The 14,532-nt window shown below is 61.4% G+C and carries 10 protein-coding genes; 6 read left to right on the top strand and 4 right to left on the bottom strand.

Annotation, left to right across the window (positions count from 1 at the left end; all coding sequences use genetic code 11):
- Positions 1-52 precede the first annotated feature (52 nt).
- Positions 53-2,764 (top strand): hypothetical protein, encoded by a 2,712-nt coding sequence (locus BLL36_RS19845; protein ID WP_076953023.1) that lies wholly within the window; start codon positions 53-55, stop codon positions 2,762-2,764.
- 65 nt (positions 2,765-2,829) lie between these two features.
- Here BLL36_RS19845 and dsbG read toward each other — a convergent pair whose 3' ends face one another.
- Genes dsbG through dsbD form a run of 3 tightly spaced genes read right to left on the bottom strand, consistent with a single transcriptional unit; the run spans position 2,830 to position 6,140 of the window.
- Positions 2,830-3,591: a thiol:disulfide interchange protein DsbG gene (gene dsbG / locus BLL36_RS19850; protein WP_076953024.1), complete on the bottom strand. Its 762-nt coding sequence runs from the start codon at positions 3,589-3,591 to the stop codon at positions 2,830-2,832.
- Positions 3,567-4,412 carry a TlpA disulfide reductase family protein gene (locus tag BLL36_RS19855; protein WP_076953025.1) on the bottom strand — a complete coding sequence of 282 codons (846 nt, stop codon included), beginning with the start codon at positions 4,410-4,412 and terminating at the stop codon, positions 3,567-3,569. Before BLL36_RS19855 ends, dsbG begins: the two co-directional genes overlap by 25 nt.
- Positions 4,413-6,140 (bottom strand): protein-disulfide reductase DsbD, encoded by a 1,728-nt coding sequence (gene dsbD, locus BLL36_RS19860; RefSeq protein ID WP_076953026.1) that lies wholly within the window; start codon positions 6,138-6,140, stop codon positions 4,413-4,415. It lies immediately after the preceding gene.
- Between the two features lie 163 nt (positions 6,141-6,303).
- Between dsbD and BLL36_RS19865 the strand changes: the two genes are divergently transcribed.
- The 5 genes from BLL36_RS19865 (at position 6,304) to BLL36_RS19885 (ending at position 11,378) form a co-directional block, all read left to right on the top strand.
- Entirely contained in the window at positions 6,304-6,984 is a 681-nt protein-coding gene (locus BLL36_RS19865) for a response regulator (RefSeq protein ID WP_076953027.1), read from the top strand.
- Positions 6,981-8,300 (top strand): ATP-binding protein, encoded by a 1,320-nt coding sequence (locus BLL36_RS19870; RefSeq protein ID WP_076953028.1) that lies wholly within the window; start codon positions 6,981-6,983, stop codon positions 8,298-8,300. Before BLL36_RS19865 ends, BLL36_RS19870 begins: the two co-directional genes overlap by 4 nt.
- Before the next feature lie 141 nt (positions 8,301-8,441).
- Positions 8,442-9,209, top strand: a complete 768-nt coding sequence (locus BLL36_RS19875) for an N-acetylmuramoyl-L-alanine amidase (protein ID WP_076953029.1) — start codon at positions 8,442-8,444, stop codon at positions 9,207-9,209.
- A gap of 467 nt (positions 9,210-9,676) precedes the next feature.
- Entirely contained in the window at positions 9,677-11,071 is a 1,395-nt protein-coding gene (locus tag BLL36_RS19880) for an aspartate aminotransferase family protein (protein ID WP_076953030.1), read from the top strand.
- Positions 11,072-11,153: 82 nt separating this feature from the next.
- Positions 11,154-11,378 carry an MbtH family protein gene (locus BLL36_RS19885; RefSeq protein WP_076953031.1) on the top strand — a complete coding sequence of 75 codons (225 nt, stop codon included), beginning with the start codon at positions 11,154-11,156 and terminating at the stop codon, positions 11,376-11,378.
- A 955-nt stretch (positions 11,379-12,333) separates the two neighbouring features.
- Here BLL36_RS19885 and BLL36_RS19900 read toward each other — a convergent pair.
- Positions 12,334-14,505, bottom strand: a complete 2,172-nt coding sequence (locus BLL36_RS19900) for a mechanosensitive ion channel family protein (RefSeq protein ID WP_076953032.1) — start codon at positions 14,503-14,505, stop codon at positions 12,334-12,336.
- Positions 14,506-14,532: the final 27 nt, after the last annotated feature.

The raw sequence follows: 14,532 nt of genomic DNA on the forward strand, positions 1-14,532 counted from the left end.
CTCGGCCTCAGGTCTGGCGAGGGTAATAAGTTCTGAACACGGAGTTCTTATCATGGCTAAAAAAAATTTAACGCCTGGCACGCCCTCTAAACTCGTGAAAGCGCCCAAACCTAAGCCTCCAAAGCCCAAGGCAGTTGAGGTTAAAGCTCCAGATATTTACAAGGGGGAGGGAGGTACCCTTTACCCATTGGATGTGAAGGATGGAGCCTTTCTAACCACGGATTCGGACATGGACAACTCGGATATTACTGTCCAGATTCAAGTCAAGGATGGAGGCGAACCGCAATTTGAAGACATTGTAGATACCAGTGGCACGAGTGGGGCGCGGAAAATCCCTATCCCTCTGAATTACATAACTTCGGGTATGGGCCACACCCTGTTGTTTTCGTTTAAAGGGACGGTGGCGGGACAGCCTGCACAGTCTCGAGTATCAGAAGTGGAGGTACGTTTTTACGACGAGAAAGACCTTGAAGGTTTTGCGCCCGAGTTTGTCCATTCTGAGCCCGTTCACAATACGCCCACGTTGGACATGTACAAGTTTTCCGGGAATGAAACGATCCAGGCGTATGCCCATCCTCTCATTAAGGAAGGCGATCAATTTTTCGTGAACGTGGCGGGTGACCAAGACAAAACGCCTTTTGCTTTCAATAACGTGGCGTTTTCTCGTGTTGTCACGGCTGCTGAAGCTGTGCCAGGTCATGTGTTCAGGCTGTCTCTGCCACGTGGCTGGATGGGGCGTCGTCGGCCTTGGGGGTCGTTGACTATTCATTGGGGTTGGATTTGCGATGGCCGCGCCCCACTGCCTCCGGCTGATGTCGATCCTATTCTTGAAACACGTTTACCGGAAAATGCGCTTGAAGGTCGGCCTCGCCCCACTAGTGCGTTGATTGTGGATCCTCGTCTTGAAAACATGCCACGCCCCCATCTACGGCAATCAGTGCTGTACGACGATGAATGGTGCCTCAACCCGGAACTCACCAAAGACGGGGGAGATGTAGATGTCTCCGGTCTGGATATCTACGAAGGCGACCAAATCTGTTTTTACGTGAGCGGTCCCGATGATGGGAGCAAGCCGCTTGGCTGCGTAACGATTGAGAAGGACGGGGATCGGGCGTCTATCAAGCTGTCGCCCTGTGACGTTGCCTGTTTTTTCAATAAGCCGATGATGCTCACCTACACCGTTCAATTCCCCAGTGGCGGTGAACCACAGCTATCACCTGAACAGATGGTCAACGTGTTGCTACCCCAATTTCCTCATTCGCAGATCGAACAGGCGACGGGAAATACCCTGGACCTCAGCACATTTCCAGCGGACGCAACGGCTTTTGTGCCGGTATGGGATTATGCCGAGTGTTCGAAATGTTGCTGGATGTGGATCACGGGTGAGCATGAAGACGGCAGTGCCTACCGTTTTGATATTTTGATGGATGCACCTGTTACAGATGTTTGGAAGGCGAATGGAATCAATCCACCCATCCTAAGGGCTGAGCTGCAAAAGCTGGCGGATTGCAGCGAATTCGACCTGCACTTCGCAGTGAGTTTTTGTGACAAGTGTGATCTGGCTAGCGCACACGAATTTCCTGTTCAGACCTTCAAAATCGAACAGGGGCCCATGGTGCTGATCGAACCCACCGTGAGGGAAGCGGTGCTTGGCCAATTGACCGCTTATAACGGGCGCACCGGTGTACATGTTGAAGTGAATTATGTCGGCAATAACCCCAAGCACGCCATCATCGTCTGCTGGAAGAGACCGAATGGTTCTTGCTGGTTGGTGGCCTCCCAACCTGGCAGCACAACGGGCGCGGTGATCTGGTTGTTGCCGCCGGAAGCCGTGATCGAGAGCATGGGTACAGCGGTAGAGATCACTTACACCGTCACCACCGCCTGCAAGGTGCAGACCTCACCGCCGTTGAACTTGAAGATCAGTTTGCCTGTGCGCCTGGAAACGCCAAACGTATTGGAGGCAACGCCGCCCAAGACGCAAAACGCTGTTCTGGACCTGAGAACGTTCACTGGGAATGCCAATTCCATCGAAGAGCCAATGTGGTTTTTACGGGCAGGGCAGAAGGCCTGGTTACGGACGGATGGAACGGATAAAAACGGCAATCCCTACTCGTTCAATGTTTACTCGGCCAGAGCCATCACGGCAGCAGAAGAGACTGTAGGGGTGGCTGGACCTGTCCTGCGGCCCGAGTTGGATAAACTGATGGACGCTACCCCTCTGACGTTGACTTTCAGCTTATCAACCGATGGTAGTTCAAATGTGAACGTGGTATGCCCACCGCGGGTGTTGAACCTGGTTGCGCCACCGGAGATTCGTTATGAGAACTTCACCACAGAGCCCACCAGGATTATTTCGGCGGGACAGAGTATTAGTACGCCGACCATGCGTATCAATTTCCTGTCAGGCCCTGGCCCAGCGGGGATCGATTCATACTCTCCAACTCCGGGGCTGCTAGAGGGGCAAGCAATTGTATTGTGTCGCGGCGCCGACCAGAATCCTAAACAACATCTACGTTTGGATTTAGCCTTCGAATGCAAGAGAGTGAAGTTCGCTTACACTTGGAGCCACCTCCACACGGTGCTCACGTTCTACAGTGCGTCGGGTGTCTACTTGGGTGTGGTGAACTTGAATGGCGCCAATATTGGATCTCCGCTTCATGGTTGGGTGGACTTCTCTACGCCAGGGAGCTCAAAAATCGGGCGTATAGAAATACACTCTGGGGACTACATGTTCTTTGACTTCTTCACATTCTGGTTGTAGCGACATACAAAAACGCCCATGCAAACTGCATGGGCGTTTTTTAACGTCAACCTGTTCGGATGCGCTTACTTCGGCCCCATGATCTTCCCCAACTTCTCCGGCGAAGGCGCCCCCTGCTGTTGCTGCAACCCACCCTTGTCATCCAGATAGAAAATCGCCGGCGTCGCCGATAACTCCAGCTCTTCCATCAACTTCATATTCGCATCCAGCTTGGCCTCGATATCGGCCGGGATCTTGTCCAGTGCCTGCAACTTGCTGCCTTTACCCGCCGCTTCGTGTTCCTGCAGGGCTTTTTGCGGGTCCTTGGCGGCGAACAGTGCGGCGGATTTGCCGGGGCTGTCTTCGCGGATGATGCCGACCATGATGTGGCGCAATTGCACCTTGCCGGCTTTTACCCACGGGCGGGCCTGTTCCCAGAACATGTTGCAGTAGGGGCAGTTAGGGTCGCTGAACAGGTAGACGGTGCGCGGCGCGTTGACGTCGCCGTCCTGGATCCAGCTGCTTTTTTCCATCTTGGCCCAGACTTCCTTGGCCATCGGCGCGTACACCAGTTTCTCCAGGGGCGCGCTGCTCAGGTCATTGCCTTGGGCATCGTACAGGTTGCCGGCGATCACGCTTTTGCCGTCGGCGGTCAGGTACAGCGCCATGCCGCGGTTCTGGTATTGCGCGGCGTAGCCGGTGAGGCCGCTGGGGGCGTCGAATTTGCCGAGGATTTTGGCGCCCTTGGCCTCGATCTGTTTGATCGGTGCCGGCCAGTCTTCGGCATGGGCCAGGGTGGCGGCCAGCGTCAGTGGCAGCAGGGTCAGCAGGTGGCGGAGGCGGGGCATGTGGGTTTCCTTGTTGTATCGGTGTCGAAGGGTTCCATGGCACGGGCCAGGCTGGCTTGGGACAGTTCGCCGAGGTGGCTGTTGATCAGGCGGCCGTCGGCGGTGTAGAACAACGTGGTGGGCAGCGCCATCGAGCCCACGGCCTGGCCGAGGCGGCCGCTGGCGTCGAACAGCACGTTGTCGAGGGTCAGGCCCTGGGTGGCGAGGAAGGTTGCGACGCTTTGCATGCTTTCGGCCTGGTTGACGAACAGGAAGGTCACGTCGGGGCGTTGGTGCTGGGCGCGTTCCAGTACCGGCATCTCGCGACGGCACGGCGGGCACCAGGTGGCCCAGAGGTTGATTACCAGCGGGCCGCCCTTGTAGTCGGCCAGTTGCACCACATCGCCATTGGCGTTGCGCAAGGTGATGTCCGGCAGATGGGTGCCCTTGTCGTACAGGCTCAGGGACAGGCTGGTCATGCCCCAGAACATCAGGCCGGTGATTACCCCGGCGCCCAGAGGCTTGCGCAGGGCCGGGCGGCGCCAGCCGTAGGCCAGCGCGCCGAGGACCAGTGCGATCACGCCGGGCCAGGCGAGGAAACCGCCGTCGCGCAGGTCGACCATCTGCAGCGGGTCGTGGCGGTAATCGCTCCAGTACATCAGCACAAAGCTGACGCGGGCGACCAGCATGCCCAGCAGAAACAGGCTGAACAGCACCGATTCCGGGTTTTCACCGCCACGCTTGGCCACGCGCCAACCCACCAGGGTGGCCAGAACCAGCGCGCTGATGAGCAGCAGGTGATTCAAGGCGATGGCGAAGGTGCCGATGGTCAGGGTCAGCATTCAGAGGGCGTCCCGGGTGTGTGTCCAGCGTTGCAGGAAGGCGGCGGCATCCACTTCGCCGGTGATGCGTTGGGCGCGGCGTTCTTCGCCGTTGGGGCCGATCCAGATGAAGGTTGGTGGGCCAGGGACTTTGTAGCGGCCGAGCAGCTCGCGGCTGGCGGCGTTGTCGGCGGTGACGTCCAGGCGCAGCAGGCGCACGTCTTTCAGGGCTTGCATGACTTCGGGTTTGCCGAACACCTGCTTCTCCATGATCTTGCACGACACGCACCAGTCCGCGTAGTAGTCCACCAGCACCCATTGGCCCTCGGCCTTGGCGCTGTCGAGCTGGCTTTGCAGTACGGCGGGGTCGTTGATGGTCATGAAGGCGTCGTGGGCGGTCGATACGGCGGCGGCCCGCGAGCCGCTGTAGACCTTAAGCGGTTGCCACAGATCACCGCTGCCACCGGCTGCGCCCACCACCAGCACGGCGCCCCACAGGCCCAGCACCACGGAACCGGCGCCAAACACCTTGGCGGCCAGGCCGTATTCGCGGGCCAGGGTCCAACCGCAGTAAGCCATCACCAGCGCGAGTGCGCCCCACAGGCCGATCCACAAGGCGTCGCCAACCACCGGGCGAATCATCAGCACGGCGGTGCCGAGGAACAGGAAGCCGAAGATGCCTTTGAGTACGTTCATCCAGGTGCCCGGCTTGGGCAGGAAGCGGTTGCCCACGGTCACCAGCAGCAACAGCGGAATACCGATGCCGATGCCCATGGTGAACAGGATCAGGCCGCCGTGCAGCGCATTGCCGGTCTGGGCGATATAGAGCAGCGCGCCGGCCAGGGGCGCGGTCATGCACGGGCCGACCAACAGGCCGGACAGCGCGCCGAGCACCCCGGCACCCACCAGGCTGCCGCCGCTTTGCCGGCGGCTGACGTTGTCGAGGCGGTCACGCAGGAACGCGGGCAGTTGCAGTTCAAAGAAGCCGAACATCGGCAGGGCCAGGATCACAAACAAGGCAGCGAAACTGCCGAGGATCCACGGCGTTTGCAGCAACGCGGCGAGGTTGCCGCCGAGCAATGCGGCCAACACGCCCAGTGCCGCATACACCAGCGCCATGCACACCACGTAGCTGCTGGCCAAGGCAAAACCGCGACGGGGGCTGGCGCCACTGCCCACCACCAGGCCGGCGAGAATCGGCAGCATCGGCAAGGAGCACGGTGCAAACGCCAGCAGCAGGCCCAGGCCAAAGAACAGCAGCAGGCTCCAGCCCAGGCTGCGTTGTTGCAAGCCGCTGGCCAGGCTCTGGTCCTGAGCCTGGGCCGTGGCTGCCACGGCGGGATTGCCACCCAAATCCACGGTGATCGACTGCGGCGGGTAGCACAGGCCCGCATCGGCGCAGCCCTGCCAGCCCAGTTTGACCTGGCCGGTTGCGCCGGCCGGAATCTTCACTTCCAGGCCCTGGCGATACACTTGCTGCTCGCCGAAGAACTCATCGCTATGGGGCTCACCCTGGGGCAACACGGGCTTTTCGGCCAGGCCATCGAACTTCATGCGCTGCTGGTACAGGTAATAGCCATCGGCAATCTGCCAATACAGCTGGGTCTCGCCGCTTTCAAGACGTTCCGAGGTAAAGGTGAAGGCTTTGCCCACCGGAAGGAAGTCGGGTTTTGTTTCAAACGGGTTACCCGGCGCGGCCTGGGCGAACCCCGCGAACAACACCAGCAGAAAGGTAAACAGATGCCGCATGGTCAAGCCTTAGTTCGATGCAAGTGAGGCACACAATGTGTGGCGTTGATTAACCGATGATTAACCCAGGCTATTCTAGAGGGAGTGTGGCGGGTTTAGCGGCATAATCTGCGCTTAATCCGCGGCACCTTTAATCACCCCCATCTTTCCTGAAGGGTTCACCATGCACGTACTGGTCTGTGAAGACGACGAACTGATCGCCAGCGGCATCGTGGCCGGCCTTACCGCCCAGGGTTTTACCGTCGAGCGCGTGGCTACCGCCGGCGCCGCGCGGGCCATGCTCAGGGCGGCCACGTTCGACATCATGGTGCTCGACCTCGGCCTGCCCGACGAGGATGGCCTCAAGCTGTTGCAGCAACAGCGCAGCCAGGGCCTGGAAATCCCGGTGCTGATCCTCACCGCGCGGGACTCGGTGACCAACCGCGTCGACGGCCTGCAAGCCGGCGCCGACGACTACCTGCTCAAGCCCTTCGACCTGCGCGAGCTCGCCGCGCGCCTGCAGACCCTGTTGCGCCGCGTGGCCGGCCGCCGGGTCAACCTGATCGAACATGGCCGCCTGGCCTACGACCCCAGCAGCCGCGAAACCTTCCTGGGCGGCCAGCCGGTGGACCTGTCACGCCGTGAGCAGGCGCTGCTGCAAGCCCTGCTGCACAACAAGGGCCGCGTGCTGTCCAGCGAGCAGCTCAAGGACAGCGTCTACGGCTTCAACGATGAGCTTGAAAGCAATGCGCTCAACGTGCACATCCACCATCTGCGGCGCAAATTGGGCAACGGCATTGTCGAGACCGTGCGCGGCCTGGGCTACCGCCTGGGCCCGGCTGACGGGGGCGAGGACGCCCCGTGAAAAGCCTGCGCCTGCGCCTGACGTTCAAGCTGGGCGCCGCCTTTGTGCTGATCTGGGCCCTCGCGGCGGCCTGGATGCTCAACGACTTGCGTAACCAGATGATGTTCTCCCTCGACCAGCGCCTGGTGGCGTCCGCGCGCATGGTGGCGGGGCTCACCGAGCAGATGCCGGGGCTGGCCAGTGAGAGCGCTGGCGCGCATTTGCATGGCAGCCTGAATGTACCGGGGGGCATGGCGTGCCAGGTCAGCTCCTTGCGTGGTGAAGTGCTGGCGCGCAGCCACGCTACCCCGGATGAAGGGCTGGAGTCGCGGGTGAGCGGCTTTCGGGACCAGGTGATCGATGGCGTGAATTGGCGCAGTTTTACCCTGTCCCGTGGCGACCTGTTGATCACCACCGCTGACCGCCAGGTGGAACGCGAGGCGCTGAACCTGTCGATCCTGCTGGCGGCGTCGGTGCCGGTGGGCGTGGCGATGCTGGGCTGCCTGTGCCTGTTGTGGCTGGGCATCGGCCAGAGCCTGCTGCCGCTCAACCGCATGCGTGATGCGTTGATGCGCCGCAGCCCCGACTCCCTCGAGCCGCTGCAGATCGACCCACTGCCCAGCGAGCTCAAGCCACTGCTCGACACCCAGAACCAACTGTTGCAACGCATCGCCAAGACCATCGAGCGCGAACGGCGCCTCACCGGGGACGCCGCCCACGAGCTGCGCAGCCCACTGACGGCGATCAAGACCCACCTGCAAGTGGCGCGCATGACCGAGGGCGCGGCCCGCGACCAGTCCCTGGCCCACGCCGAGGAGGGCGCCGACCGCCTGCATCGCACCCTGGAGCAATTGCTGTTGCTGGCGCGGGTGGAAGGCAGCCTGTCATTCGATGATGGCGTGCAGTCCAGTGCCGAAGAAGTGGCACGGCTGGCGATCCAGGATGCGAATGCCGGCGACAACGCGCGCATCGACCTGATCCTGCCCGACACCCTGTCCGACGCGCCGGTGGGCATGCCGGTTGGCCTGGCGGTCGCGGCCTTGCGCAACCTGCTGGATAACGCCTTGCGCCACACGCCGGCGGATACGCGCGTGGAACTGCGCGTGATCACCTCGGCCGATAATGTGGTGTTCCGCGTGCGTGACCACGGCAAGCAGATCTCGCCCGAGGACCTGCAATACCTGACCCAACGCTTCTGGCGCAATGGCAACAGCGAAGGCTGCGGCCTGGGCCTGGCGATCGTGCAAGCGATCGTGCAGCGTTGTTCCTGCTCGCTGAAGTTCGACAGCCAGGCGGATGGCCTGCGCGTCGAATTGGGCATGCCGCTGCGGCGCTGATCACTTTTCTTTTGGGTGCCAACTTTTCTTTCAAGCACAAATAGTTACCGCCCTCCTGAGGTTCAAGCCTTCAGGATGGCGTTGATTTTTTGCGTTTGAACGGGCTGAACGACTCGGCCTGAATTGAAAAGGACGGTTCTTATGTTGGTCATTGATACCAGTTTTCCTGCCACAGGCTTCAACGAGCGTAACGGCGAGTCTGTGGGGCAGGTGATTCTGCATTACACCGCGGCGCCCTTTGGCTCCTCCCTGCGCACCCTGACCCGGGACGGGGTCAGTGCGCACTATTTGCTGCCCGATCCAGATGAGCCAAGTTACCGCGCTGCCGGTTATGAAGAGCTGCGGGTGTTTCGCCTGGTGGCGGAAGAACAGCGCGCCTGGCATGCCGGGGTCAGCCATTGGGCGGGACGCGATAACCTCAATAGCCGCTCGATTGGCATCGAAATCGTCAACCTGGCGCGGGATGACGGCGGGGTGTTCACTTTTCCGTCCTACGGCGAGGAACAGACTGACGTGCTGATAGCGCTGGTTCGCGACATTCTTGGACGTTATCCGCAAGTTGGGCCCACCGACATCCTTGGGCATTCGGACGTGGCGTATGCGCGCAAGAGCGATCCGGGGCCGCAACTGCCGTGGCGTCGTTTGCATGAGGCAGGCGTGGGTGCCTGGTTCGATGAGCCGACGCGGGCGATGTATCAACGTCGATTTTGCACCGGGTTGCCCTCGGAAGTCGAGGTGGAGCGGGCATTCCAGCGCTACGGGTATGCGCCTGCAAAGAACCGGCAGGCGTTTCAACAGAGGACGCGGGCATTTCAGATGCACTTCCGCCCGCGGGATTTCTACGGGGTTCTGGACACAGAGACCTGCGCGATCTTATATGCGCTGAATGAAAAGTACCTCGGACTCTGAAGCCTGAATGCTGTCCTGTGGGAGCTGGCTTGCCTGCGATGCAGACACCTCGGTACATCAGGCACACCGAGGTGATGTCATCGCAGCATAGGTATCTACACATTTTTGTAGTGAGCGGGCTTGTCCCGCGCTGGGTGGCGAAGCCGCCCCAATAAAGACACCGCAGAGTTCCAGATAGAACAAGGTCGCCTGGGTTGGGGCCGCTTCGCAGCCCAGCGCGGGACAAGCCCGCTCACTACACGGAGATTTGTCAGCCTTTGAAAGTTGTGTAGATACCTATGGTCATCGCAGGCAAGCCAGCTCCCACAGTTGCCCGAGTTACCGGCCAGTGGCTTTTCGCGACATGCGGAGTAAATCCTCCCTGCGCTGGTGCGTTTCCAGAACAGGAAATCCGTGCGCATGCCCCTTGGGCCAGACGCCATCGGATCGGCAGTTTGGTCATCATCAGCGTATTGAGGGATCGAGAAATGTCAGTCGCTACCAGCCGTATCGAAGACGCCCAGGTGCATGAAACGCTCTACCAGTTCGACGACTCCCCGCTGCTTGCCCGTCAGCGCCAGCAGGAATCCAACGCCCGCAGCTACCCACGGCGCATTCCCCTGGCGCTCAAGCGCGCCAAAGGCATCTACGTGGAAGACGTCGAAGGCCGCAGTTTCATCGACTGCCTGGCCGGCGCCGGTACCCTGGCGCTGGGGCATAACCACCCGGTGGTGATCGAGGCCATCCAGCAAGTGCTCGCCGATGAACTGCCCCTGCATACCCTGGACCTCACCACCCCGGTCAAGGACCAGTTCGTGCAGGACCTGTTCGGCCTGCTGCCGCCAGCGCTGGCGCGGGAAGCGAAGATCCAGTTCTGCGGCCCCACCGGCACCGATGCCGTCGAAGCCGCCTTGAAACTGGTGCGCACCGCCACCGGGCGCAGCACCGTGTTGTCGTTCCAGGGCGGTTATCACGGCATGAGCCAGGGCGCGTTGAGCCTGATGGGCAGCCTGGGACCGAAGAAGCCCTTGGGCGCGTTGCTCGGCAATGGCGTGCAATTCCTGCCGTATCCCTACGACTACCGTTGCCCGTTCGGCCTGGGCGGCGCGGAAGGTGTGCGGGTCAACCTGCATTACCTGGAAAACCTGTTGAATGACCCGGAAGCAGGCGTATTGCTGCCGGCGGCGGTGATCGTCGAAGTGGTGCAGGGCGAAGGCGGAGTGATCCCGGCTGATCTGGACTGGCTGCGCGGCCTGCGACGCATCACCGAGCAAGCGGGCGTGGCGTTGATCGTCGATGAGATCCAGAGCGGTTTCGGCCGCACCGGCAAGATGTTCGCCTTCGAACACGCGGGCATCATCCCGGATGTGGTGGTGATGTCCAAGGCCATCGGCGGCAGCCTGCCGCTGGCGGTGGTGGTGTACCGCGACTGGCTCGACACCTGGCTGCCGGGCGCGCATGCCGGCACCTTCCGTGGCAACCAGATGGCGATGGCGGCGGGTTCGGCGGTGATGCGCTACCTCAAGGACCACGACCTGGCCGGCCATGCGGCGGCCATGGGCGAACGCCTGGGTGAACACCTGCGCATCCTGCAGCGCGACTTCCCGCACCTGGGGGATATTCGCGGTCGCGGGCTGATGCTCGGCGTGGAACTGGTTGAGCCCGAGGGTCCACTCGACATTCAAGGCCACCCACCGGTTCATCGCCAGCTGGCGCCGCTGGTGCAGCGCGAATGCCTCAAGCGCGGGCTGATCCTCGAGCTGGGCGGGCGACATGGCAGCGTGGTGCGCTTCCTGCCGCCGCTGGTGATCACCGCCGCCGAAGTCGACCGGGTCGCGGATATCTTCGGGCGCGCGTTGGCGGCGGCGGTCGCCAGCCTCTAATTTTTTGCCAGGGTTATACGTTTCTACAGATATCAGTGCTGCGCACGGTGCGCAGCCCGCCTTTTAGCGATGGAGAACAGCAATGACCTCAGTATTTGACCGCGACGACATCCTGTTTCAGGTAGTGGTCAACCACGAAGAACAGTATTCCATCTGGCCCGACTACAAGGCCGTGCCGGAAGGCTGGCGCACCGTGGGCAAGAGCGGCATGAAGAAAGAGTGCCTGGCGTACATTGAGGAAGTCTGGACTGATATGCGGCCGTTGAGTTTGCGGCAGAAGATGGATGGTGCTGCCGTCGCTAACTGATTCGTCACGATTCAGTGTGGGAGCTTGCTTCCGTGGCGGCCTTTGGGCCGACCATGTATTTGAGGTTGAGTACATATCCATTCCTGCGGTCACGGCCACTTAGGGTTCCGCCCTTACGGCGGGTCACTTTTGGAAAGGCCCAAAAGTAACCAAAAGGCCTTCGCCCCAACACTCGGTGCCTCGCCTAGGCTCGGCATGCCCTCACTCCGGCTTTGGAGCGTGGGCCGCCGCAATGGGCCATCCATGGCCCAGTGCGGCTAACCCGGCGTCCTGCCGGGTTACCCACGCTCCAAAGCCTGCGTTCGGCCAGCGTGTTTGACGGGGCGATCCCAGATCAAAAGCCAAAGCGCGGCGGCCTTAGAGCCGACCGGTATTTGCTGTCGGTACTGGTTCAAAATGTGGGAGCTGGCTTGCCTGCGATGCAAACACCTCGGTAAATCAGGCACACCGAGTTGTCTGCATCGCAGGCAAGCCAGCTCCCACAGAAAAGCAGATCGGTGGAGTGCCACCTAATCTGCTCTTGATCTGCTCTTGATCTGCTCTTGATCTGCTCTTGATCTGCTCTTGATCTGCTCTTGATCTGGGTTTTGATCTTGATCTCAGGCGCCCCGTCAACCACGCTGGCCGAACGCAGGCTTGAATCCGTGGGTAACCCGGCAGGACGCCGGGTTAGCCGTCCTGGGCCATGGATGGCCCATGACGGCGGCCCACGGATTCAAGCCTGCGTTCGGGCATGCCGAGCCTAGGCGAGGCACCGAGTGGTGGGGCAAGAGCGTTTTGCTTACTTTTGCGCTTTTCAAAAGTGAGCCGCCGTAAGGGCGGAACCAATAGCCGCCGTTACCGCAGGAATGGATATGTACTCAAACCCAGAGACATGGTCGGCCCAGGGGCCGCCACGGGAGCAAGCTCCCTTGCCACGGCCATCGCAGGCAATCCAACTCCCAGACCCCATTGCCTACTGGACACTCTTCTCTTTCCCCTCTGCACCCGCAGCCCCCGTCACCACCTGCACACTCAACCGCGGCGTCGCCAGGTCCAGCCCGGCTTCATCCAGTTGGCGCTTGAGCAACAGGTTGAACGCCCGCGACACTTCCCACTGCTTGATCGGCGCGGTCTTGAAGCGTGCACGCAGGATCGCGCTGCCCGACTCGAAACTCTCCACACCCTGGATCTCCAGAGGCGACCAGATGTTGCGCCGTTGCAGGGGGTCGTTGCGCATTTTCTGGCCGACATCGCGTATCAGCTTGATGGCGTCGTCAATCTGCATGTTGTACGGGATCGCCACCCGGAAGATCGCGTAGCCGAACTCCCGCGAGTAGTTCTTGATGCTCTTGATCTCGCTGAACGGGATGGTGTGCACGATCCCGTCGATGTCGCGCAGGCGCACCGTGCGGATGGTCAGGCCCTCGACGGTACCCAGGTGGCCGCCCACGTCCACGTAGTCATCGATGGCCAGGGAGTCCTCGATGATGATGAACAGGCCGGTGATCAAGTCCGCCACCAGCGATTGCGCGCCAAAGCCGATGGCCAGGCCGATCACGCCGGCACCGGCCAGCAGCGGCGTGACGTTCATGCCCATGTTCGCCAGGGCGACGATGGCGGCGATGATGAAAATCGTCACGAACAGCACGTTGCGGATCAACGGCATCATAGTCTGTGCCCGCGCGTTGGCCAGGCCTTTGCGCGAGCGGGTGAGCGCATGGTGAATCGCGGTGTCGCTGAGAATCCAGATCAGCCAGGCAAACAGCAAGGTCCCGGCCAGGCCGAACAGTTTGACGCTGACCTCATGGCCATCGCCTTCGGTAAAACGAATCAGCGACAGGCCCCACACCCGCAGGCCCAGCTCGATAAACACCAGCCACACCAGCAGGTGCGCCAAGGTATAGACGAAGCCTTTCAGGCGCTCGGAGTACAGCGCGTGGCGCTTGTGCCCGCGTTGTGGCTTGAGCGCGTGGCGGCGTACCAGACCGTTGATCACCATGCACAACACCAGCAGCACCGTGCACAGCAGTGACTGGCGTAAGGCGGTGCTGGTGTCGCCGGCGGAGACGAACGTGGCGAACAGCGAAATGCCCACCAGCAGCAACGCGGGGATGTACCAGAACGAACCGATGATTTCGATCGTGTCGCTGAGGGCGCGGCGTGTGAGGCGGCGTGACAGCGGCTGGTTGCGGATCAGGTGGGCGATGGGCCGACGGAAACGCAGGATAAACACGCCGGTCGATAAAGCCGCCATCACATTGGCCACGGTCGCGGCGGTGTGGGACAGGTGTTGCCCAAGGGCTTGTACCAGCCTGGGATCGCTCAGGGCTTCACCGAAGGCGGCAAAACTGCCGATCCACCAGAGGGGGCGGAACGCCTGGTGGCGCAGGATGTACAGCGCGCGATGGCGATGGGGGCCGTCAAGCACGGAAAAGGCAATCACGCAGATGGCCGAGAAGCAGGTGCCGACCACCAGGGCGTAAGCCAATACCATCGCCAGGGATTTGCCCAGGGACGAAGGCAGGGCGTAGCTCAGGTAAACCGTGATCACCAGGGCGATCAGCCAGGGGCCCAGTTTGCGCAGGGCGAAGCGCACCATGTCCCAGGTGCGTGGGTGCTGCGGCAATTCCTCGGGCAGGCCGAAACGTTCGCGCACGCGGTGGCTCAGCCAGATCAGCGCGGCGGCGAGCAGGCTCCATACCGCCAGGATCAGGGCAAAACCGAAAATGATCGGTAGCCATTCGTTGGCCGGCAGCATCAGCGCACTGAGTTCTTGCTTGGCCAGGTCGACTTCGTTGGACCAGCGCCCCATCGGGCTGTCGGTGCCGGAAAACTGCTGCTCAAAGCCCGACAGCGTACTGCCGATCAGCCCCAACACCCCCAGCTCTGCGGCGGGCTGGGCTTTTTGCGTGGCTGCGCGCAGCTTCTTCAGGTCACTCAGCAACTGGGTGCGCTGCTGGTCGTTCTCCAGGGTCTTGATGACCTCGTCCAACGACTGGCCCAACGGCACCTCGGCCTGGGGTTGGGCCTTGGCGCCGCTGCCGAGCATGCCTGGCAAACCCACGGCTTGGGCAGGGGCGCATGGCAGCAGTACGAGCAGGGCAATCAATAGCGAGCAGGGCAGGGCGAACAGACGGGAAAACACGAGGCGGGCAACCTTGAAGACGGCAGG

Origin of the sequence: Pseudomonas cedrina subsp. cedrina (assembly GCF_001983175.1) — a bacterium.
Taxonomy (GTDB): Bacteria; Pseudomonadota; Gammaproteobacteria; order Pseudomonadales; family Pseudomonadaceae; genus Aquipseudomonas; species Aquipseudomonas cedrina.